Raw genomic sequence first — 23,587 nt, forward strand, 5'->3', positions numbered from 1 at the left:
TTGGGATAAAGACGCTGACGTCGTAAGTTACGGAAGTCATGCCGCAAGCAAAGCACACGATGCAACGCATCCAGAACCTCTTCAGCCGACTGTACTTTGCACAGCCTGGTGAACTCGGCAGGCGGCTCAGCCGTTTTACACGAGGGGAAACAATACTCATTCTGATAGCGGCGGGTATCGGCATGGCCACTGGCGGGGTCATACTGCTCTTCAACTGGTCCGTGGAGTTCGCCGGCGACCAATTTCTGAAGTTGTTCGCATTTTCGCAGCGAGACGAGTTCTGGCAGTATTTTCTCATTCCGCTCGTTCCCGCCCTGGGAGGATTGCTCGTGGGACTATTGCAGCGCTATGTGTTCCAGGAGCCTTCCGGCCATGGGGTTCCTGAGGTGATACTCGCATCGCGCTTCGCACGCGGACGCATCAGGCGCCGAGTGATACTGCAAAAACTGATGACTGGTGCGCTTTCCATCGGATCGGGCGGTGGTGGCGGACGCGAGGGCCCCATCGTGCATGTGGGCGCGGCGGTAGGGGTGAGCATAGCGAACATGTTCCGTCTGACGCAGGACCAAAGTCGCACGTTGATCGCCTGCGGCGCCGCAGCCGGAATCAGCGGGATTTTCAACGCTCCGATGGGGGGCGTGATGTTTGTGCTGGAGGTGATCCTGGGCGACTTCCGCCTGAAGACGTTTACACCGGTGGTGGTATCGGCCGTTGCGGCCACCGCCATCACACGCAATGCCTATGGGAGTTTCACCCTGGTGAGTGCTCCGTCAGGTTTTCATATCGAGCTGCAGGAGTATCTGCTATTCGCGGCACTCGGCATCGTCATCGGTTTTGCCGCAATGTATTTCACTCGCGTGATGGTGTTTGTCGAACGGCAGCGCCACCGGTTGGAGATGTTTCCGGCCGTAATTCGCCCCGCCGTGGGCGGCCTCTTCGCCGGTATTTTCATCCTCTTCCTTCCGGAAATGATGGAACAGACCTACCGTCCGGTGAATCAGGCGCTGCACGCTTCGTTGCCTATCTGGCTCCTGCTCACGGTCGCCGTGCTTAAACCGTGGCACACCGCGGCCACGACGGCTTCAGGCGGCACGGGCGGCGTATTCGCTCCCGCGCTCAAGAGTGGAGCGGCGATAGGCGCCGCTTTCGGTCTGGCAATGATGTCGGTATTTCCGGAGCTGGTCCATACTCCGACGGCCTATGCGCTTTCGGGCATGGGTGCCATATTGGCGGGCACCATGCATGCCCCGTTGACAGGCATTCTCATCCTGATCGAGCTGTCGAACGACTACAGTATTGTCCTGCCTGCGATGTTGACGTCCATTATCGCCACGGTGATCGCCCAACGCTTTTTCCACAACTCCATCTACACCTGGTCGCTGCAGAAATCGGACACACGCATCGGATCTTTCGCCTACGTGCCGCTGCTCAGCACCATACCCATCGCGGACATTGTGGAGCGCGGAGCGGCTTTCGTTGCACCGACAAGCACACTGGAGGACGTGCTCGCCATTTTCGAGCGTACACGGCACGAAGCGGCGCTGGTACTCGATGAAGAAAAACGTTACGTCGGTCTCATTGAATTCGAAGACGTGAGGAGCTTTATCACCGAGCGCGACATGATCGGTGGGCTGGTGGCGGCGGATGTGATGGTGACGTCCATCAAACCGGTGTACGAGGAAACGACGCTGGACGTGATACTGCGATTGTTTGATGATTACGGTTGGACGGTCCTTCCCGTTCTGGCGGATGACGGCAGCAAGCGCGCCGTGGGCTTGGTCACCATCGCCGAGGCGCACACCTTTTACCGACGCTCGGTGACGAGAGAGCAGTAAACCGGGAGCTACTTCTCCTCTACCTCGTCCTGCGTGTGACGCTGCGCATCCCGGATGATGACACTCCCCAGCAGAACAGAACCGCTCACGTGCAGCTCGGGCGTATCCGGAAGCAGGGGAGGATTCCCGACATCGCGTTCGTCACGGAGTGTCCCGAGTGTGATGTTCACATCCGATGCGATGCGCCAGGTCTCAGGTATCTCCAAACAAATACTTCCGCCGAGCAGCTGCAGCGACAATGACAGCGGAAACTTCGAAGCAGTGGCGGAGGAGAAATCACACTCCACCATGGCGAGACGCGCGTGGACGCTGCCTTCGACAAAGCTCGGGGTGAGGATGGACACCCTGCTTCCCTGCAAAAACGCCCGGTAACGGAAGGTTGCGGATGTGAGGCTTGCGAGACGCACAGCGTTCTTCGGTTGTACAACGAGCAGCCACAGACCGAAAACCAGCGCAAACAGCGGCCACCACCGCTGGATATCGGCGGGAAACCATCCCAACATCATGACTTGCAGAACAGCACCCATCGCGACGAAAAAGAGCGCACGGTTGAACCGTGCGCTGGCGCCACGTAACAGCGTCACCATCCCCAGAACGATCAACAGCATCGGCCACCAGACGAGCAGTGTACTCAACAGCGATCCCAGTCCCAGCGGCGACAGGTTGCCCAGCAACAGGATGATCCCAAGCGCGACCAGAACGATCACAAGATTGCTGCGGAAACGAGAGGCTGCGGATGGCATGAATGCTGTTGCGTCGGTGAATATACTCCGGTAATATAAAAGGATTCTTCGCAACGGCGATGAAGTACTACCCGATAGCGATAAGGTGAGCGACGGATATTTTGGGTTGCATCTGTTTGCGGAGAATTCGAGAGGGCCGCTTCCCGTGCTGCACCATTCTCTTTTAAGTTGCCTTGAAGTTTCGAAACTGGTAAGTTTCATTTTCACATGCAAAAATCTTATCCAATGTCGAATTCACAAATACATCCGGGGCAGGAGCGTATCGGGGCTGTGACGACTGCCGCGTTTCAGAACCGGGATGTCTCGTTTCCGAGGGACCGGAGCCACGCGGTTTTGCCCGTGACTCGGGAGACGGAGTTGCCTTTCCCCGAAGGGTCCCGGAAAAAGTATTCGTTCATCGCCTTCATTCGCGCCGGACATGCGGAACACCTGAGCCGCCGGAGAGAAGGTGGTTATAAGGAGATACCGTTGATGCGCTACATCATTCCTCTTGTGCTTTGTGTTGCGCAATTCTCTGCGGCTCAAACTGCGGAAGAAATAGTCCGAAAATCGGAAGAGTTGTTACGCGGCACCACCAGCCGCGGTGTGTACCGAATGACGGTGGTGACACCGGAATTCACCCGGACCATGGAAATGCAGAGCTGGTGGGACGAGAAGGGCGACCGCTCCATGATACACATCACCGCGCCGAAAAAGGAAGCCGGCAACAAGTGGCTCAAAATCGGCAACGAAATGTGGAATTACCTCAAAGCAACCGAAACCACGGTGAAAATCCCGCCTTCGATGATGTTGCAATCATGGAACGGCTCCGATTTCACGAACGATGATCTGGCGCGGGAATCGAGCGTCGCCAAGGATTACACGCATACCCTGCTCGCGGAGGAAGACATCAACGGCGAGCCCTGCTGGAAAATCTCCTCCGTTCCGAAACCCGATGCCGCAGTGGTTTGGGGTAAAATATACACCTAGGTTCGGAAAAAAGACCATGTCTCGTCGGTCGCTCAATATTACGATGAGAGAGGGCAGATAGTGCGCTACATGGTTTTCGGCGAAATTAAAACCATCGGAGGACGGAGCATCCCGACACGATGGACGATGCACAACAAAGTGAAAGAAGGCCACCGGACCGAATTCGTCATTCTGGACGCGGCGTTCAATATCAAAATTCCCGACAGTATCTTTTCCTTCCGCGAACTGGAACGGGGGAACTAGGACGCATGCTTTTCCGGCTTGCATGGCGTAATCTCTGGCGCAACAAGCGCCGCACGCTGATCACCGTGAGCGCCGTGATATTCGCGACCTGGCTCTCCATTGCCATGCGCGGCCTGCAGCTCGGGACGTATGAACAGAACATCACCTTCTCCCTGAATCTCTTTTCGGGCCACGTGCAGCTGCAGCATCCCGATTTCCCCGACAATCCCACGCTGCACAATACCTTCGTATTCGATGAACGCACTTCGAGCTTGCTGCGCCGCGATGCACGGGTGCGGGCGTTTGCTCCCCGTATCATTGCGGATGGACTGCTGAGCTATCGCGATAACTCGCAGGGAGCGGCCATATTCGGCGTGGATCCGGCCGCGGAAGCCAGAGTCTCCCGGATACTACGGCGCATCCACGACGGGAGGGGACTTGCGAACGCCGAAGCGCGGGAGGTCGTCGTCGGACTGACCATGTTGCAGAACCTGCGTGCCGCCGTCGGCGATGATATCGTCATTCTCGCCCAGGGCCGCGACGGCTCGCTCGGAAACATGAAATACCGCATCGTGGGCACGGTGCAGACAGGTATGCCGGATTTCGATCGCTCGGCGGTGTTCATGGGTATCGAGGCGCTGCGGGAGCTTGTGAGCATGCCGCGCCACACATCCGTCGTTGCGGTAGCATTGCATGATCTGAACGACGTAGGCCCCGTGACCGACGCTCTTGACGCGACACTTTCGGGGGGCGGTATTCGTGCCTTCTCATGGCAGGAAGTGATGCCCGAGCTGAAACAGTCCATCGATCTTGACAACTACAGCAGCATTCTGTTTCTCGGCATTCTCATCGTCGTCGTTGCCTTCGGCATACTCAATACCGTACTGATGTCGGTGACCGAGCGTTTTCGGGAATTCGGTATTCTGCTGGCGATCGGCATGCCGCAGCGTCTGCTTGTGCGCCTTGTTCTGCTGGAGACCCTGTTCATCATCATGACGGGTGTACTCGTCGGCAATCTGTTCGCGTATGGTGTGGTCTCATGGTTCGCCGCGCATCCCATTGTCTTTACCGGAGAGTATGCGGCGATGATGGAAGAATTCGGCTGGCTTCCGCAGATGGGCAGCGTGGTGCGATTATCGAGTTTCGTAAACACATCGTTCGCGGTGGTCATTCTATCGCTTTTGGCGGCCGTGTATCCGCTGTATCGCGTGTCGCGGCTCGAAGCGCTGAAAGGAATACGGTACACCTGATGCTGTTTCTCATCGCCTGGAGAAATCTCAAGCGCAACCGACGCCGCTCCGCAGTGGTGCTGGCATCCATTGTGGTCGGGGTGGTTTCCCTGATGCTGTATGACGGGCTCTCCTATGGGATGATGGTCGAGATGCTGGACAACGCCATCGGAAACTCCATCGGTCATATTCAGATTCACGGAAAGGGTTTCCACGACAATCGCGTCATTCAGCTTCACATACCGGACAGGGCGGAGGCGGAACGCGCTCTGGAGGGTGTCGAGGGGATCAGCGGATGGAGCAGTCGCGTGGTGAGTTTCGGTTTGCTCAGCTCGGCCCTCGGCTCTTCCGGCGGCATCATGCTGGGTGTGGATTCCGCGCGGGAGCAAGGCGTGTCCTATGTCGGCGCGAAAGTGGTTGAAGGCCGCTACGTCGCCGCGGGCGGAAGGGAGATTCTCGTCGGACGGAAAATGGCGGAAAAGCTGCATGTCGGTATCGGGGACAAGGTGGTCGGTATGGCGTCGGCGCTGGACGGGGAAGTCGGGTCGGAACTCTTCCGCGTGGTGGGGATATTCGAGACCGTAAGCTCCGATTTCGACAAAACACATGTGTTCATCCCGCTGGGTACGGTGCAGGGGATGCTCTCGATGGAACAACGCATCGTCGAAATCGCCATCACCGTGCAGGACGTCGAGCGTGTGGATGAGGTCGCAAGCGAAATACGTTCCCGCCTGGGAGAGGGCTACGAAGTACTCACGTACAAGGAGCAACTGCCCATACTGGTGGCGACTCTGGAAATGTACGATCAGATGTTGTTCATCATTTATCTGATCATCGGATTGGCGATGATATTCGGCATCGTCAACACCATGCTGATGTCGGTGTTCGAGCGCATTCAGGAATTCGGCGTACTCATGGCCATCGGTATGCGCAACAGATTGGTGTTCAACATGGTGATGGCCGAGGCGCTGTGTCTCGCTGCGGTGGGGACGCTGGCGGGGCTGATTCTCGGTACGGCATCGACCCTGCTGCTGGGTCACGTGGGCATCAATCTCCGCATGTTCGCGGAGGGCTTTGCATCATTCGGCGTGGGGACGACGATTTATCCCGTACTCCGCCTCAACGGCTTTCTCGGGATACTCGTGACGATTCCCGTCACCACCATGCTGGGCGCCGTGTATCCCGCATGGCGGGCGACCCGACTGCAACCGGTGAGCGCGATACGCTATGTGTAGAATGACGGCACAAAAACGGACGGAAGACCCATGGAAGTAATACGACTCGAAGACGTGCATAAAACATATTCCGACAATGGAGTGCCGGTACACGCGCTGCGCGGAGTGCGTCTCAGCATCGCGCGGGGGGAATTCGTCGTCATCGCCGGTCCCTCGGGCTCCGGCAAGACGACGCTTCTGAACGTGATGGGCGCGCTCGATACGCCGACCGAGGGAAAGGTGTATCTGGAGGGCAAAGCCATCAGCGAACTGCATCGCGGCGCCATCTCCGCCATCCGGCTGAAGAAACTGGGCTTCGTGTTTCAGGCCTACAATCTGATTCCCGTGCTCACGGCGCTGGAGAACATCGAGTTCTCCATGATGCTTCTGGGAATCGACACCGCCGAGCGACGCAGACGCGCGCTCGCGGTCATGGCGGAACTCGACATCGATCAGCTCGCGGACAAACGGCCCAACGAGATGAGCGGCGGACAGCAACAACGCGTGGCGGTGGCGCGCGCGATAGTCAACAATCCCTCGATCATTCTCGCGGATGAACCCACGGCGAACCTGGATTCCGAGACCGGCGGAAATTTACTGGACCTGATGGAGCGCATGAACAGACAGCACAATCTCACCTTCATTTTCTCCTCGCACGATCCGGAAGTGATTCGCCGGGCCCGGAGGTTGATCGTCCTGCATGACGGCCTGGTGTACAGGGACGAGAGCGGTCGAGAGATGCAGCAGGGAGTAGACGGTCATTGAGACACTGCTACCGGAGCAGGTGGGCAGGAGCGCGAAACCGTCTCTTTGACAGCAGATCTCAGGAATACAGGAACGGGGAGGTCGCATGGCGGCGGCCTCCCCGTTTTCATTGAGCTGTGGTGATGCTATAGGATCGTGCCCGGCGTAAGCGTAATCAGCTTACGGATAAAACCGTATCCCCAGCGTGGGCATGATGTCGAAGCCGAAGCCGGGCACGAGGCCGATAATGGGATTGACTTCGAGGAAGATGTCCAGAGGTGTATTGCGGGGAATGATATTGAGACCGAAAGTGCCCTTGGCGGCCACGACAAGCTCATCGTCGCGGTCGTAATACCAGCGCTCCTCGATTTTCCCGCGCTTCCATTTGTAGAACACCCATCCATCCTTGTCGCCGAAGCCCAGCGCCGCACCCACACCGGCGTACATCACCACGATGCGGGAGTTGAAGGCGTCGTTGAAATGCCAGAGATAATCCCCGTGAATGTGCGGATTGCCGAGATAGCTGGCTCCGACCGCCAGATCCCAGGAATTCTCCCGGCTCGTCCAGAAGCGGAATGATACCGCTGTGGGTTCGCCAAGCTGAAAGCCGACACCAAAGGACTTGCCCTTGGGGCCCTGAGCATGCATTGAAGACGGAGCTCCGAACAGCAGAATGATAACGGTTGCGAAAAGGATGCTTGCGGCAGAGCGAACTGAGAGCGAAGCTGCTATATGCGCTTTCATCATATGCCTCGAAATTGGTGAACAGACCAAAACAATAACTACGTTTTCGACGCGACTATGGTTCCTGTCCGGAATGCGGATAAGAAGGTCTCGCGTCGATTCACCGCTACGAGTAGGGAGTCTGTGTGCCGTCGCGTTGTTCGATACGTTGCCTGAGCAGCGCATGCGCTCCGCCGAAGCGGCCGTTGCTGCAGAGCGCGATCACGTCGCCGGGACGTGCGATGTCGGCTACCCACTCGACCATTTCCGCCGCATCGGGAATGGAGCGGGCGAGCAAGCCGTGCGCTTCGAGGTCGCGTGCGACGCGGTCGGTGGACAGGCGCTCGTTCTCCGCATAGCGCTGGGGGCGGTCAATGGCGCCGATCACCGCGACGTCGGCCAGAGCCAGGGCGTCGGTGATCTCGTGCTGGTAAATGCTGCGCGTGGTGGTGTTGGAGCGCGGCTCGAAACAGGCAATGAGCCGGCGGCCGGGATATTTCTCCCGCAGAGCCGTGAGCGTGGCGCTCAAGGCTGTGGGATGATGCGCGAAGTCGTCTATCAGCGTAATGCCGCCATGCTCGGCGATCACTTCCATGCGCCGCTTGATGCTACGGAAGGTCGCAAAGCCGCGCTGTATTGCATCGTCGTCCGCGCCAAGATGCTTTGCGACGGCGATGGCCGCGAGGGCGTTGCGCACATTGAACTCGCCGGCCAGGGGAATCCTGAAACGGTACTCGTCCGCATGATTCTTGTCGAACATCGTGAACGCCGTCTGCCCGTCCATGAAGCGGATGTCGCGCGCGCGCAGCATGTTGCGGTAGCCGAAACCGAAGAGCAGCACGGGCGCGGGAGCGTCGTGCACCACCTCCAGCACATGATGATCGTCGCCGTTGGCGAGAATGATGCCATTGTCCGGCACGAGATTGATGAACTGCCGGAAGCTCTTCTTCACCTGCGCGAGATTGTCGAAAATGTCCGCGTGATCGAATTCTATGTTGTTGAGAACCGCCACATCGGGATGGTAGTGCACAAACTTCGAGCGCTTGTCGAAAAATGCCGTGTCGTACTCATCGCCCTCCGTCACGAACACGCCGCCGGCTTGCGCAGGACGACAGCCCATACCGAAATTTTCGGGTATGCCTCCGATGAGAAAGCCCGGTTTGCGACCGGCCGCTTCAAGCACCCACGCCGTGAGCGAGGATGTGGTGCTCTTGCCGTGCGTACCGGCAATCACCACACTGTTGCGGCCGCCTATCAGTTCCCCGCCCGCCAGCGCCGCCAGCGAGGTGTAGGGACGCCGCGAACGCAGCACCGCCTCGAGCTCCGCATTTCCGCGGCTTATCGCGTTGCCGACCACGATCACCGTATCCTCCGCCAGTGCGTCGATGCGCGCAGCATCGAAGCCCTCGCTCCACTGTATTCCTCTCTGTTCGAGAAATGTGCTCATGGGAGGATACAGGGCGTTGTCGCTCCCGCTCACCGCATCCCCGCGCTGGCGGAGCGCCGCGGCCACCGAGGCCATTGCCGTTCCGCCGATTCCGATAAAATAAAATTGCTTCATGTATCCAATGTAGAGATGAGCCGGCTATCCGGCAAGGACTTGACGCATCCCCCTCATCCGCGTCACCATCCGCGTTAATCCGCGTCACTTGACATCGTGGGTAAACTCTGCTATTTTCCGAGTGTCGAATGTTCGTACAGTTTATCTGATGCGGAAGAAAATCATCCCGGACCTGTGGAGGAGGCGGATGACGCTTTCGTACGCCTGTCTGTGCGTATCGACAGTCACACGATTCGAAATCACGCGAAAGGCGACCCCATGGCGGATGCAAGCGAGTTCGGAAACATATTCGCGGAACTGCGGCTGATCTTTCGTTCGCTGGAGAGCAAGCTCGACATCATCAAAGACGATGCAGCGGAGTTTTGCGCCAATTCCCGAAAGCCGTGGTCGAACGGGAAGGAGTTGTACTTCGGCGGCGCGGTGATAAAAAAAAACTATGTCAGCTTTTATCTGATGCCGGTGTATATGTACCCGGATCTGCTGGACGGGACGACAGAGGCGCTGCGTAAGCGCATGCAGGGCAAGTCCTGCTTCAATTTCACGAAATACGACCGCCCGCTCATTCGTGAACTGGCGACATTGACCAAGGTGTCGTTCGAGCGCCTGAGGAATGAAGGATATGCCTGATACACACAGCAGTGCAGCAAACGGCTTCGCCCCTGCGATTCGCACGCCGGTCCTGTTCATTGGTCACGGCTCGCCGATGAACGCCATTACCGACAGCGCGTATTCGGAGGCGTTGATTCGGCTCGGCACGGAACTCCCGCAACCCAAGGCGGTACTGGTCATTTCCGCGCACTGGATCACCAGCGGTACACGCGTCACCTCCACCGTGCGCAATACGCAGCTGTTCGACTTTGCCGGATTCCCGGACGAGCTTTCACGCATCAAGTACACCCCGCCGGGGGACATCGCTCTCGCGGAGCGTATCTGCGACATGCTCGCACCGCAGGCCACCTGCGACCAGTTTCGCCCCATAGATCATGGTTGTTGGACGGTACTGAGCCGAATGTATCCCGATGCGGAAATTCCCGTGCTGCAATTGAGTCTGGACGCGAAGGCGGCTGTTCACGCGCATGTCGCGCTCGGCGCCCGCTTGAGTCCGCTGCGCGAACGTGGTGTGCTGATCGTTGCCAGTGGCAATCTCTGTCACGCCCTCGGTGCGCTGCAGCCGGAGCCCGAAGCACCTCCGCCGCGCTGGGTGACCGACTTCGACGCGGCGGTGGCGGACGCCATAGAGTCGGACAAGCAGGAGGTACTCACCGCCTATGAGCGCCTCCCCTTCGCCGAGCGCGCCATCCCCGAATCTTCCCACTATCTTCCCTTGCTCTATATTCTCGGCCTCCGCCGCCCCGACGACGACCTGCGCTGGATATACAGCGAGTTCGAGCACGGGAGTGTGTCCATGAGGAGTTTTCTGCTGGCGGGGTGAACGCGAAATAGTCTCTGGTAAAGGGTGAAGAGTGAAGGGCTCTAAAGCCGCTGGAGAAGGCGGGGGGACTTTCAGACCCCTTCACCCTTTACCCTTTACCCTTCACCCTTTACCGTATCCCCTCTCTTCGCATGCCCTTCGGTGCCGTCTTGCTTGTTCCGACGATCCTGACTCACTTACGACACTCAGGATAACGGAGGAGAGTATCTTATGAACCTGTCGCATTGTCGTTTTCACGTTGTTGCCGCCATTCTGACCGTGTTTTCCCTGCACACGGGCAGCGCACAAGTGCCCGCGAATACCTTCCTCCCCATTTGTCTGGGGGACGCGTCGTCGTGGATCGTTGTACAGCAGAATCTGCAACGGAAGCAATACGACCCGGTCTGTGTGCAAACGCACACCATAGAGCGCGATACCGTCATCGGTGGATCGCGCTATTTCGCGGGCCTGTTCCCAGAGGAGTGCCTTCTCCCTGTCGGTTGGATGCGCAGCGATTCGGCTGGGCTCTTTCTCCGGACGGGAGATTCCGATTCTCTTGTTATCCCGGCTTTTGCTGCGCGTCTGACGCCCTTGCTTGGCGGGGTCGTGATTGATACTCACGCAGTGCAGACACTCTCGGGTCCCGCACGGGCGTACAGGGTAACCCGGAGGGAGGGAAATGTTGACCTGAGCTGGGTGTGGGTTTCGGGTATCGGTTTATGGGAATTCGTAAAAACCGAGGATTCGCGCAGGCGGTGGATCTACAGCTATATATCAGGTCAGCGCTGTGCTACAGGTCCCGCCACGGATCCCGTTGCTATCGAGGTCCCTCTCCGAGCGGGGGATGTGCTGGTACACCATCGCTCGATATCCTCAACGCAGCGAGAGGAGTTCCAGATTCAGGGCTCGCGAATGACCGGGATCGGGACACATTGGATCGGCAGCCCGGGGCCAACAATTCTCCAGACCAGAAACACCTTTTTTACGGCATCTGTGTCTGCTCGCGGTATGGTCGAATACACTGTCGGAGGGATTTCGAAAATCGAATACTATCCGGCGTTTATCCCCGCGACGGATACCGTTCTGATTGATCTTATTCCACGACGGGTTGTTGCCCGTTTTGATACGGTCGTGTTTTCAGAGTTAGTCAGGGCATTCACGCTGGAATGGATAGACAGAGGAAGTCTGCAGCGCATGACTATTGCGGATCGATTCGGCGTTGTGTACGAAGAACGAAGCGGGACCACCGCATCTCTGCACAGTGCTGTCGTCGATGGACGGAAATGGAACCGCTCCACCGATCGTCGACGCTACCTTCCCGTGTGCAAAGGCAGCGTGATTGAATATACCGCCAGAAATAAGAAAGTGAGCACCGTTGCGAAAGGCGTGCTGAACCGGGATACGCTCATCAATGGTCGCGAGTATATCTATCTGGACATACCCGGAATCAGGGTCGATTCTTCCGTTCTGATCAAGCATAAACTCAACGGGTGGATGCGTGAGGAAGACGACGGTCTGTATGGCGTTAATGATTCGCTTATCCTGCCATTCACTGCGGATCTCGGCGATGCCACCCCTACTGGTATTGTCACGGAGTTGCGAACCCGGTTCATCCACGGACAGGAGCGCGTTATGATGGTGGTGAACGATTACAATCACCATTTCATTCGCAATGATACGCTTGTCGAGGGGATAGGTCTTCTGGGAAGCTACGAAGATTTGTATATCCCGGGGGAATCGGGATTCACGGAAAACTGGAATTTCATCGGTGGAGTCATTTGCGGGGAAGTAATCGGTGCGACGCTTGGAAGCGACGATGCAGCGTTGATTCCATCCGGTATTGAACTTTCATTCTACCCGAATCCGCTGCGCGCCGGTCAAGGTACTGCGCTGCTGGACGTCCGCTCGCAGAGCTTCAGGCACGGAAGAATCGCTGTCGTCGATGTGCTCGGCCGTGTGTGGTTCAGCGGCGATATAGAACTGCATCCAGGACAGAACTCCATCACTCTTCCAGTTTCCTCGCTCGGACCGGGAAGCTATGTTGTCTCGCTGACGGTTGGAGATGAAAACGCAACAACCACTCTGATGGTGCGTTGAGCGACATTCGGGATCCCGGCACCCTGGCTTCCGGCAATACAGAGCCTGCAACACCGGTGATGCGCATGGCACACAGCAGCGGAGCGATGCGGCGTCATCCGCCACAAGGTGAGGTGTAGATCGGTAATGCTTCTCGGTGTCGTCCGCACGAGTCACCAATTACGAGGTACGGTTCCTTGCGTCGCAGGACGCTGAACCTGTTTTGTGATGAAAAGGTCGGGAGCAACGGTTCTCACATGCGGCAGCATCGCGATGATCGCTGGCTCGTTGTAATTTCCGGGGTAGCGACGAAAGTGATCTGCCTCAGGCAGGGGAAAGCAAGGGAGGAGAAAAAGGAGGGTGGGAGTTGTGGCATGGAAGGCGTCGCGACTGAGGCCTCTTGACTTCCAGTAAAAGTGTTTCTAAGTTACCATGAACCTGATATCGGATGAGGGCATCGTATGATCTGTTTTCCCGCATTCCCGAATTGCGATCACGCATCCCCCCGCCGATGCCGGCCCACTGTATCCCGCTTCATTATTACGTAGCGTTCACAGGTGACGTATGCGAAACAACTCACGATTTGTGCTGCTACTTTCCTGCTTCCTGATGCTGGCTGTCAAGCAGGAGCTCATGGCCCAGAAGTTCCCCTGGTCATTCATGCCCATGTGCGCGAACGATCAGCATTGGTATATCAGTGTATCGGATTCCGGCAAGGGCCAGGGCCACACGCTGCCTGTGTTTGCCTCCATGCGCATCGGACGCGATACGCTCATGAATACGCGGCGATATTACTACGTGACCTTCCCGCCCGAGATCGGTATCGACGAAGGCTGGATGCATGCGGACAGCGCCGGACTGTATGTATGGACGGGAAGCGGCGACCTTCGTCTCATTCCGTCATGGGTCAGCCTGGGCGAAACCATCAACGGCGGCAAGGTTACACAGGTGACCTTCGTGCCTACGCCCTTTGGAGACGCCCGCTCGTTTACCATAGAAAAAGGCGGAAAACGCAGCACCTGGACCGACGGTATCGGTCTCTGGAGCTTTGATCGTATCCACGGCGGATATTACAAACCGTTTACATGGATTGCCAGAAACACCTGCGGGTCGGGTGCGTCGCACGAGCCAGCGGGTTTCCTCGCACCAATGCGTGACGGCGACATCCTTGTCCACCGCCTCAGCTCGGAGCAGCAACCCGATCTCGGCTTTCAGATTTTGAGCGCCAGAAAGGGAACTGACGGCAATGAATGGATAGCAGCAGCATCCATGCCCGATGGTCGTCGGGAGAACAGAAACTTCCGGATCGGCATCACGCCTGCGGGTATGCTCCATTATGAGGGGAATGACCGAAACGGAGTGCAGCCGCGTTTCGATCACTACCCGGCGTATCTTCCGCCGCTGGACGAGTTGACCATCGGGTCGGACCTGATGCGCATTGTCTCCCGCTTTGATACCACCATATTTTCCGAGTCGGTCACCGCGTTTACCATGGTCGGCGCCAAAAGCGGTGTGGACAGAGTCATGACCATCGCGGATCGCTTCGGCCTCGTGTACGAGCGTGTACAGGGTCTCGAAACCATTTTGCACAGCGCCGTCGTGGCCGGAATAAAATATAACCGATCTCAAACACCGAGACGATTCCTCCCGCTCTGTCCCGCCAGCACCTATGCTTATAGGAGGATCGGTCCGGTAACGAATGACGTCGTGATGACCAGTATGCTGGATACCATCGCGCAAGGTCTTCCATTTGTGCATTTCGGCATCCCCGCCATGCCTGGCAAGGGCGGATTCAGCGTGGTACACGCATTCGATGGTTTACTCCGGGAGGTGATGGCCGGTGTCGTCAACGAGAACGGAGAATTGTTGCTCCCCGCCGCGGTCGATCTTGGGGACCGCATCCCGACAGGAATCGCTGTCGCCACCGGGCAGATGGAGGTGTTCGGGGCGAAACGGCATTTTCTCACTACGGTTGACATCGGCAAGAGCGGATTTCGGGTCGATACGCTCATCGACAATATCGGCCTGTATTCGACGTACGTGAGTGAGGATTTCATCGGCACGTTCTCGTGGCGTCTTCTCGGTGGAGATATTTGCGGAAACCGGGTGGGCGTCACCTCCGGCACGACAGAAGCTTACGCTCCGACCGAGTCTCTTGATTTGCGTCTGTATCCGAATCCGGCCACAGTCGGCAGCACCGTCCATATCGGCGCATGGTCCGAAGTCCATGCACATGCGCGACTGTTGATACATGACATGTTGGGCAGGGTTGTGACGGATGAAAGCGTAACGCTTGTCCCCGGTATGAACATCCATCTCCGGAACAGTGGCGGCTTTGCTCCCGGAATGTATATCGTGTCTCTGACAAACAGCGCGGCGCATGTCTCCGCTCTTTTGCAACTCCGCTGAGCGGAGAACGGCGTTCAGATCACGGAGCCACGGGAAGGACAAGCAATGATCAAGGAGCTGGATATGGAAACAACAGTACGTGACGCTATCGGACAACAGAGAGCATGTCTCATCGTACCCGGACGGATAATGAAACAGATACTATGGATACCACGAGTGTGTACGGCTCTGCTTCTCTGTGCCCTGCAGCTGCCGGTATCCGCTCAATCGTCCGACAGCGCCTTTGTGTCGTTGTGCAAAGGCGACGTATCGTCATGGATGCGCATCCCGTCGCGAAGAATTGCTGTTCACTATTCCGCCCCCTCCATCGAGAGCAGCACTGTGCAGCGCGATACCATCATTGACGGCGGACAATACATTTGGCTGGAATATCCCCCGGAAATGGGATTGCCGGCAGGATGGATGCGTTCGGACTCCGCCGGGATGTATTTCAGGACGATCGACAGCGATACTCTCGTCCTTCCCACCCATGTGGAGCTCAATGACGTCGTGCTCAACGGGAAGGTGTTCGAGATACTCACTGTTCTCACGCAGTTCGGTGAACTGCCCGCGTACAGAGTGACGCGCACCGTGTTTCCTGGAAAGCGCTATGATTGGACCTGGGTGCCCATCGTGGGACTCTGGGAGTGCTCCATCCTGCAAGGTGACGCTATCATCCACTATCATTTCCTGTCCGGTTCGCGTTGCGGACGCGGATCGCCCGATGTGCCTGCGGCGCTCGACGTACCACTTCGCAGCGGCGATATACTCGTCCATGAAGTCAGACAAAAATCCGCGAGCGAAACGGCGTATCGGGTGCAGAGTTCTTACGAAATTCTGGAAGGAACGCGATGGATACATTCGGAGCCCGGCGGCGGAGACGAGTACACCGTTCGGCATCTGAAAGTGCGCGTCAACACCGCCGGACATGTTTTCTATGACGCGGCGGATGCATTCGGGGGTGATCCGGATACGGAGCTGTATCCCGCGTACATTCCCGCGCTCGATACCGTGCTTCTCGACGGCCTTCCGTACGAAGTGCTTGCCCGCTTCGATACGCTCATGTTCTCCGACACCGTGCGCGCCTGCATATTGCGCTGCGCTGATCCGAACGCGCCGAGAACGCTGGTCTACGCGGATCGCTTCGGGCTGATTTTCGAGGAGACCGACACCTTCGCGGCCACGCTGCACAGCGCAAGGATCAGGGGCAACACGTACAACAGGCAAGCCGAAGTCAGACGCTGGCTTCCCTTGTGCGACGGCAGCGTGTACGAGTATCGCATGACGGGACCGTTTTCCGATACCTATGGACGCATGAAACTGCGGGACAGCACATTCGCAGGGAGAACCTCCGTGTTCTTCAATCCCCCGGGCATGGCTGTGATGGGGATGGGGTCGCTGCGTTATCCGCTTCGTGGATTGATGACGGAGCACGTCGAGGGTGTCAGAAGCAACCGAGGGAACATGCTGCTTCCATTCGCTTCCGATTTGGGTGACACCACGGCGACCGGTATGGTCATAGCCCTGGAGGAGCGCAACCTTTTCGGGAAATTACGCCGCGTGATGCGTACCGCGAAAGTGAGCGAAGACGTCAACCGCCGGGATGTTTTCGTGGAAGACATCGGCCTGTACGCTTCCGATATTCTGGAGAGAGGATTCGGCCGCTTCGTCTGGACGCTTTCGGGCGCGATTGTCTGCGGGATGAGTATCGGTACCCCCTTATCGGTTGAGAGCGACAGCTTCGCTCCTGTTGCGTCGGAAATGACACTGTATCCGCATCCGGCCACATCCGGAGCGCATGTCGGCGTTTCGGTAACCGTCGCAGGCAGTGGAGCATATCAGCTCGTCGTCACCGACGTGCTTGGGCGGACACAGCTCGCACGGGTTGTCTCGTTGTCCGAAGGCAGGAATACCCTGCAACTCCCATTGCATGAATTCAGCTCAGGAAGCTACATCCTTTCGTTGCGCAACGGGGAGGTCGTGATCTCGGCCGTGTTTCTTGTAACACCGTGACGCATGATTGCGGCCGCCGCTTGAAGCGCTCCCGTTGCCTGAGCGGCAATTGCTTTCTTCCATCATTTTGCGTACATTGCCGCTAAAAATATTATTCGTCCTTTTTTGATTAAATAGCGACGCGATATGCCGTCAAGGATATGAGCAGCGCAACCGTTTCATCACAGCAGCCATGGATAAAGGTACTGCAATCGCATTCGATTGTGACGCGGAGTCCGGCGATGCGATCAATCTTCGAGCGAATCGATACGATTGCGCAAACAGATGTTACGATATTGATTACGGGTGAGACGGGGGTGGGCAAGGAATTGGTCGCGGAATACATCCACCGCATCAATCCCCGGTCCCAGCATTCATTCATCAAGGTCGGTCTTGCCGCGTTGCCGCCCGAGTTATTGGAGAGCGAGCTCTTCGGCCATGAGCAAGGGGCCTTTACCCATGCGATGCGCACAAAGAAGGGACTATTTGAACTCGCGAACAAGGGAACAATTTTACTCGACGACATTGATGATTTTCCGCTCCACCTTCAGGTCAAGCTTTTACGCGTTCTTGAGGAGCGCGCATTGATGCGTGTCGGAGGGACAACCCGGATACCCATCGATACACGAGTGATCTGCGCAACAAAAGTGGATCTTCGAAATCTCGTCGAACGGCGGCTCTTCCGGTCTGATCTGTTTTATCGAATAAACGTCGTCCCTGTGGATATTCCTGCTTTGCGTGACAGGCGGGAGGATATTTCACTGCTTGTCCAGTATTTCCTGGGCCGCTATGCACCGCACGATACCCCCCTCGTTGAAGAGCCGGCTATGAGAGCATTGAACGATTACGCATGGCCCGGGAACGTACGCGAGTTAAAGAATACGGTACAGCGACTCGCCCTTTTCAATAAAAAAGCAATCTCGCTCGCAGACCTCCCCCGTGAAATTCGCAATGACAATCCCCTCGAAAATGTCCTGAAGACCTGTGGACATTGCTTTGCCAACGGAAGCGTTTCACTCGATCAACTTCTCTCCTGCCTCGAATTCAATCTGCTACGGCGTACGCTTGAGGAATGCCATGGCAATCGGAGCGAGGCGGCGCGCAAGTTGCGGCTTCGACTTTCGACCTTTCGCGATCGCTTGGCAAAATACGGTCTTGATCACATAGCCGATGACGGAAATCCGTCAAGTTAATAACGGTTTTCCGGTACTCGACACCATCACAACTCCCTCCATTTGCTATTTTTTGCACGATTTATCGTTTGGCACGCTCATTGCTGTGCATTTAATCGCACGTCCATATCAGATGCCATCGGAAAACGTCGACAGTGTAACTATGCGGTTGAGGCAGAGGCATGAACATTCTCGTATTCTTGAAACAGGTGCCGGATCTCGTGGAAGAACTTGAGGTGGATGCCAGCGGCACGAATCTGGACCGTAGCTGGATTCGCTATATCCCGAGCGAGCAAGACGAACACGCAGTGGAGCAGGCCATCCTTCTCAAAGAAGCGTATGGCGGTTCGGTTACCGTCGCGGCTCTGGAGATCGGCGATATCGATGACGCTCTCTTCACCTCCTTTGCGAAAGGAGCGGATTCTCTGATTCGTATTTCTCTTGAGAACGCGCAAGAGCTCCGTTCGCACGAGGCGGCGGAGATATACGCAAAGCTGTTTCGTGACGGCGAGTACGACCTTATTCTCACCGGGGTACAGGCGATTGATGATCTTGACGGGCCGGTGGGTGCGCGTCTGGCGACGATACTCGACATTCCGTATATCGGCGTTGTCCGAGGAATTGAATTGGAGCCTGAATCACATTCGGTGCGGGTAAAAAAAGAATTCCCGGGTGGCGTCGTAGCGGTGCTTCGTTCTCCACTCCCCATTGTCGTCGGCATACAGAGCTCTGAATCCCCGCCTCGGTATGTACCGATCGCCAGAATTCGACAGGCGGCGAAAAGCGCGTCGATCAATAATCTGTCGTTCGCGACCGGAAGTGCTAAAAATCAGTTCCTGGTGATCGAGCGTTTGTATAAACCCGAGCAGACGGGCGGTGCAGAAATGATTGAGGGAACACCTGAAGAAATCGCCGACAGGTTGATTACGCTTTTTTCGGAAAACGGTTTGGTGAGGTGAGGCATGAATACCAATATCTATGTGATCGCCGAACACATTGCAGGTTGTATTCCCGACATCGTCCACGAGATGCTGGCGCAGGCGAGTCATCTTGCAGGGATCACCGGTGGAACGGTAACGGCGTTGCTCCCGGGGTGCGAGCCGGAAATTCTTGCCTCACGGCTGGTGGGTGCCAGCCGCGTGCAATGCATTGAAGGCGAAGCTCTCCGCAATTACTCTCCGGAATCATGGCTCCTGACTCTCGCTCCGATACTCGGAGAATCCATGCCCGGTTTGATCATGGTCAGTTCCTCCAGTATGGGACTTGATCTGGCGGCAGCACTGTCTGCGACACTTGACATACCTCTGGCGAGCGCCTGTGTCGATATACGGATCGAAAACGGGGTGTACCATTTCACCAGCCAGCTCTACGGTGGAAAACTCCTCCTGGACACCAGATGCGACTCTCCCTCCGCGATTGCGCAGATACTTCCGGGAAGCTTCAAGCCGTTGGAAACCGATACCGGTTCCAACGTGCATGTCGAACAAATAGCCCATCATGAACTACCTCGCGATCTCCGTATGAAGTTCGAGAACTACATCGAACCCACAGCAGGAGATGTGGATATTACACAGTCCGATGTTCTGATATCCGTCGGACGCGGCATTCAGTCGCAGGACAATCTCTCGATCGCAGAGGACCTTGCGGCACTTCTGCATGGCACAGTGTCAGCTTCGCGACCGATCATTGATCAGAATTGGCTTCCCATTACCCGCCAGGTCGGGAAGTCCGGTATGACGGTAACACCGAAGCTGTACTTCGCACTTGGGATCAGTGGTGCGCCTGAGCATCTCGAAGGGATGAAGGGCGCGAGCATGATTGTAGCGATCAACAAGGATACCGCAGCGCCGATATTCTCCATTTCTCATTACGGTGTTGCGGCGGACCTGTTTGATATCCTCCCTGTACTCAACGAACGACTGCGGGAGAGAGGACAATGAACACGGGTGAGATCGGAAGACCGACACTTCTGGGCATGGCGGAATGGGAAATCGTGCTCTTTTATACGTTGGCGCTGTGTTCCCTCGTCGTCTGTATAGGAGGATTTGTCCTGCTCTGGCGTAAATACCGGCGTGGCCGGGACGTTATGCGCGCACATCCGCGTATCGGGGAATTTGTACGCCGTATCATGCGCGCGATGGGAAGTCTGACGATCATGCGGGATGATCCTGCCGCTGGTGTGGCCCATGCCACCGTATTCACGGGCTTCTCTCTTCTCTTTCTGGGGACGCTGATTGTGCTCGTCGATCGCGACATTTTTCACTTCGTCTTGCCCTCGCTGGTATTCTGGAATAACGATTTTTATCTCGGTTTTTCTCTTGTAATGGATATTGCGGGACTGATCCTGATTTCCGGTGTGCTCTGGCTGACGATTCGCCGTGCGTTCTTTCGGTCGGAGCAGTTCGATACCAACCATGCGTGGCGGAAGAATGATTCGCGTGTTGGGATGCGAATCGCCGATTGGGGGTTTCCCATGCTTCTGCTCGCCATTGTCATCAGCGGTATGCTGCTTGAAGGGGTGCGCCTGGTTATCGAACGTCCGGCGTTCGAAACCTGGTCCCCTGTCGGCTGGTGGGTAGCCGACCTCCTCGAAAACGCTGGTCTTGAATCGCCGGAAGCATCGGGGTGGTACTCCCCGGTCTGGTGGCTGCACAGCATCGCCTCACTCTCGTTTGTCGCTCTCCTCCCATACTCGAAGGCTGTGCATATCATCCTCGGAGCGTTCAGTATCGCCGTCTATGATCCATCATTGGTCCGAAACCTCCCTCCGTCCTGGGGGGAGGCCGGTGAAGGGTATTCCCGCATCGAAGATTTTACGCGTACGGAACTGCTCAGTCTTGATGCCTGCATCCGATGCGGGCGCTGCCATGCACTGTGTCCGGCCGCTCAGTCCGGGCTGCCTCTTTCCCCGCGGGATTTCATCCTCGATATGCGCACGCACCTGGAACGCCCCTTCACGGTGAAGTCCTCTATCCTTCGGAAACGCAATGGGACAGACGGGAATGGCAGCCAGAGCACAACCGTGACCGGCAGACAAAGCAAACACGAGGACAAAACCCGTAGCCTCGCGGGTGACGTCATACCGGAAAAAACCCTCTGGAGTTGCATCACCTGTGCTCAATGCGTGGAACACTGCCCGATGGGTCTGAATCACATTCCGTTGGTGGTGCAACTCCGCAGATCGCTGATGCTTGAGGGCAAGGTAGACGAAGAACTTCAGCAAACACTGGTGAACCTGCAGCGGACAGGAAATGCAATGGGAAAGTCGGAACGTATGCGCTCCAGATGGACCGATGGCCTGCCGTTTCCATTGAGGGATGCGAGAAAGGAAGAGGTGGAATATCTGTGGTTTCTCGGCGATAACGCTTCCTTCGATCCGCGTGTCCAGGATGCTACGCGCGCCACCGCCATTCTCTTCCATAAGGCAGGTCTCGATTTCGGAATTGTGTATGAATCCGAACGCAACGCGGGAAACGACGTTCGCCGAATCGGAGAAGAAGGGCTATTCGAGATGCTGATGGAAAAGAATCTGCGCATTATCGAGAAATGCCGTTTCAGCAAGATCGTGACAACAGATCCACACACTCTCAATACGCTGCGAAACGAATATACCCCGACCATGCCATTCACGGTATTCCACTCAACGGAAATTCTGCGGGAGCTGTTTGATAACGGCCTGCTTCCGCGCTGCTTCGATACAAACGGGCGCGTCACCTACCACGATCCGTGCTACCTCGGACGCTACAACAACATCACCGACGCGCCTCGTGCTCTCTTAGAAGCAACGGGATACTCCATCGTGGAAATGCGGCGTAGCCGCCGCGATGGGTGGTGTTGCGGAGCGGGTGGAGGACGGCTGTGGATGGAGGACATCCCCTGTGACGGTGAGCGTCCCGCGGAGCAACGCCTCCGCGAGGCTGCGGCGCTCCCGGATGTCCACACCTTGGTCACTGCCTGCCCCAAGGACTTGGTCATGTTTGCAGACGCCCTTAAGACAACCGGACTCGAAATGTCCTTCGCCGTGCGAGATATCGCATCCATGGTTTTGCAGGTGGTGGGCGAAACCGAGAATGAACTTAGTGTAAAGGAGTACTGATCCATGCTCGCTGCCGAAGAAGCTATCGAACAGTTGTGGGGGGTCACGCTGGATAAACTGTACGACTCCACCGAAGGCCAGCGCATTCTGTCCTGTATCCAGTGCGGAACCTGTGCCGGCGCATGTCCCTACGGGGAGCACATGGAGTATCCTCCGAGGAAGATAATTACTATGCTCAAAGCAGGCTTGATTGAGGATGTATTTGACTCCGATAGCCTGCTCAAATGCGTCAATTGCTATACCTGCATGAGTAAATGTCCCCGGAACATTCGGCTGACGGAGATCCTCCTCCCCCTTGTCAAGGAACAAACCGCCGTGCGCCTGTCTCACATGCCGCAGGAACTTCATAAGGCGATCGAAAACACGTATCGCTATGGAAATTCCTATGGCGAGTCGGGGCGAAAGCGCATGCTATGGACGCAAACCCTCGATTTTCCCATTCGTATTCTGGCTGATGATCCGCATCCGGTGGACATTCTATGGTTTGTCGAATGTGATCTCGCCTACCACCCGCGCGGTCAGGACATCGCGCGGGCAACAGCGCAGCTCTTCCATCTTCTCGATATGGACTTCGCCACACTCGGATACGAGGAGCACTGTGCCGGCGATTGCGGCCGACTCACCTGGGAGCCGGGACTCGCAGAAACGCTTATCGATTACAACCTTGCAATGTTTGGCAAGTACAAATTCCAGCGTATTGTAACGAACGACCCGCATGCGCTCGACGCATTCAATTTCCGCTACCCCATGTTCGAGTTCCGAGGCAAAGTGCTTTCGACGATTTCTTTGCTGCACAGCCATATCGACCGGCTCAAACCCATGCTGACGGAGCGGCGGGATATGCGCATCACCTACCACGACTCCTGCTGTCTTGGAAGACACAACGCTATCTACGAAGAACCGCGACAGCTTCTCGAGGCGATCCCGGGAGTCTCACTCGTCGAAATGGTTCATAACCGAAGCAATTCCATCTGCTGCGGTGGCGGTGGCGGGGGTATGTGGCTCGATACCTATTACAAATCCCTGGGTATGGAAAGACTGTCCGACAGGAGAATTCGTGAAGCTATCGCCACTGGAGCCGATGTTCTGGCAGTGGCATGTCCGTATGAAGTATCACGTTTCGAAGACGCTGTCAAGCTTGCGGGGTACGAGCACCGCATGATCGTGCGAGACATCACGGAGCTGCTGATTGAAGCTATCGGAGGGCACTGA

Annotated in this window: 17 protein-coding genes and 1 pseudogene; 15 read left to right on the forward strand and 3 right to left on the reverse strand. The window is 56.7% G+C overall.

Going from position 1 to position 23,587, the window contains the following annotated elements; all coding sequences use genetic code 11:
• Positions 1-59 precede the first annotated feature (59 nt).
• Positions 60-1,835, forward strand: coding sequence for a chloride channel protein (locus tag M5R41_14055; GenBank protein MCZ7557518.1), 1,776 nt, complete (start codon positions 60-62; stop codon positions 1,833-1,835).
• Between the two features lie 8 nt (positions 1,836-1,843).
• Here M5R41_14055 and M5R41_14060 read toward each other — a convergent pair whose 3' ends face one another.
• The gene (locus M5R41_14060) at positions 1,844-2,578 is read right to left on the reverse strand and encodes a hypothetical protein (protein ID MCZ7557519.1); all 735 of its coding nucleotides are present in this window, start codon (positions 2,576-2,578) and stop codon (positions 1,844-1,846) included.
• A gap of 669 nt (positions 2,579-3,247) precedes the next feature.
• Between M5R41_14060 and M5R41_14065 the strand changes: the two are divergent.
• The 4 genes and pseudogenes from M5R41_14065 to M5R41_14080 all read left to right on the forward strand — a co-directional run bounded on the left by M5R41_14065 (position 3,248) and on the right by M5R41_14080 (position 6,977).
• Positions 3,248-3,790: pseudogene (locus tag M5R41_14065) on the forward strand (outer membrane lipoprotein-sorting protein).
• A gap of 5 nt (positions 3,791-3,795) precedes the next feature.
• Positions 3,796-5,019 carry an ABC transporter permease gene (locus M5R41_14070; protein MCZ7557520.1) on the forward strand — a complete coding sequence of 408 codons (1,224 nt, stop codon included), beginning with the start codon at positions 3,796-3,798 and terminating at the stop codon, positions 5,017-5,019.
• Positions 5,019-6,233, forward strand: a complete 1,215-nt coding sequence (locus tag M5R41_14075) for an FtsX-like permease family protein (protein MCZ7557521.1) — start codon at positions 5,019-5,021, stop codon at positions 6,231-6,233. Before M5R41_14070 ends, M5R41_14075 begins: the two co-directional genes overlap by 1 nt.
• 30 nt (positions 6,234-6,263) lie before the next feature.
• Positions 6,264-6,977 (forward strand): ABC transporter ATP-binding protein, encoded by a 714-nt coding sequence (locus M5R41_14080; GenBank protein ID MCZ7557522.1) that lies wholly within the window; start codon positions 6,264-6,266, stop codon positions 6,975-6,977.
• A 159-nt stretch (positions 6,978-7,136) separates the two neighbouring features.
• Here the strand turns inward: M5R41_14080 and M5R41_14085 are convergent, their stop codons facing one another.
• Both M5R41_14085 and M5R41_14090 read right to left on the reverse strand, forming a co-directional pair.
• On the reverse strand, positions 7,137-7,700 hold the full coding sequence (locus M5R41_14085; GenBank protein ID MCZ7557523.1) for a hypothetical protein: 564 nt from the start codon (positions 7,698-7,700) through the stop codon (positions 7,137-7,139).
• Positions 7,701-7,806: 106 nt separating this feature from the next.
• Positions 7,807-9,240 (reverse strand): UDP-N-acetylmuramate--L-alanine ligase, encoded by a 1,434-nt coding sequence (locus M5R41_14090; protein ID MCZ7557524.1) that lies wholly within the window; start codon positions 9,238-9,240, stop codon positions 7,807-7,809.
• Between the two features lie 258 nt (positions 9,241-9,498).
• Here M5R41_14090 and M5R41_14095 point away from each other — a divergent pair, with 258 nt between their 5' ends.
• From M5R41_14095 to M5R41_14140, 10 genes are all read left to right on the forward strand, one after another.
• On the forward strand, positions 9,499-9,867 hold the full coding sequence (locus tag M5R41_14095; protein ID MCZ7557525.1) for a hypothetical protein: 369 nt from the start codon (positions 9,499-9,501) through the stop codon (positions 9,865-9,867).
• Positions 9,860-10,672, forward strand: coding sequence for a dioxygenase (locus tag M5R41_14100; protein ID MCZ7557526.1), 813 nt, complete (start codon positions 9,860-9,862; stop codon positions 10,670-10,672). Before M5R41_14095 ends, M5R41_14100 begins: the two co-directional genes overlap by 8 nt.
• A gap of 210 nt (positions 10,673-10,882) precedes the next feature.
• Positions 10,883-12,748, forward strand: coding sequence for a T9SS type A sorting domain-containing protein (locus M5R41_14105; protein MCZ7557527.1), 1,866 nt, complete (start codon positions 10,883-10,885; stop codon positions 12,746-12,748).
• Between the two features lie 543 nt (positions 12,749-13,291).
• Positions 13,292-15,136 carry a T9SS type A sorting domain-containing protein gene (locus M5R41_14110; protein ID MCZ7557528.1) on the forward strand — a complete coding sequence of 615 codons (1,845 nt, stop codon included), beginning with the start codon at positions 13,292-13,294 and terminating at the stop codon, positions 15,134-15,136.
• A gap of 63 nt (positions 15,137-15,199) precedes the next feature.
• On the forward strand, positions 15,200-17,128 hold the full coding sequence (locus M5R41_14115; protein ID MCZ7557529.1) for a T9SS type A sorting domain-containing protein: 1,929 nt from the start codon (positions 15,200-15,202) through the stop codon (positions 17,126-17,128).
• Positions 17,129-17,268: 140 nt separating this feature from the next.
• On the forward strand, positions 17,269-18,300 hold the full coding sequence (locus M5R41_14120) for a sigma-54 dependent transcriptional regulator (protein MCZ7557530.1): 1,032 nt from the start codon (positions 17,269-17,271) through the stop codon (positions 18,298-18,300).
• Between the two features lie 161 nt (positions 18,301-18,461).
• Positions 18,462-19,238, forward strand: coding sequence for an electron transfer flavoprotein subunit beta (locus M5R41_14125; protein ID MCZ7557531.1), 777 nt, complete (start codon positions 18,462-18,464; stop codon positions 19,236-19,238).
• 3 nt (positions 19,239-19,241) lie between these two features.
• Positions 19,242-20,219: an electron transfer flavoprotein subunit alpha/FixB family protein gene (locus M5R41_14130; GenBank protein ID MCZ7557532.1), complete on the forward strand. Its 978-nt coding sequence runs from the start codon at positions 19,242-19,244 to the stop codon at positions 20,217-20,219.
• Positions 20,216-22,375, forward strand: a complete 2,160-nt coding sequence (locus tag M5R41_14135; protein ID MCZ7557533.1) for a heterodisulfide reductase-related iron-sulfur binding cluster — start codon at positions 20,216-20,218, stop codon at positions 22,373-22,375. The genes M5R41_14130 and M5R41_14135 overlap by 4 nt, the downstream gene beginning before the upstream one ends.
• Before the next feature lie 3 nt (positions 22,376-22,378).
• On the forward strand, positions 22,379-23,587 hold the full coding sequence (locus tag M5R41_14140; GenBank protein MCZ7557534.1) for a (Fe-S)-binding protein: 1,209 nt from the start codon (positions 22,379-22,381) through the stop codon (positions 23,585-23,587).

The sequence above is a fragment of the Bacteroidia bacterium genome (genome assembly GCA_027493955.1).
GTDB lineage: Bacteria > Bacteroidota > Ignavibacteria > SZUA-365 > SZUA-365 > JAOSJT01.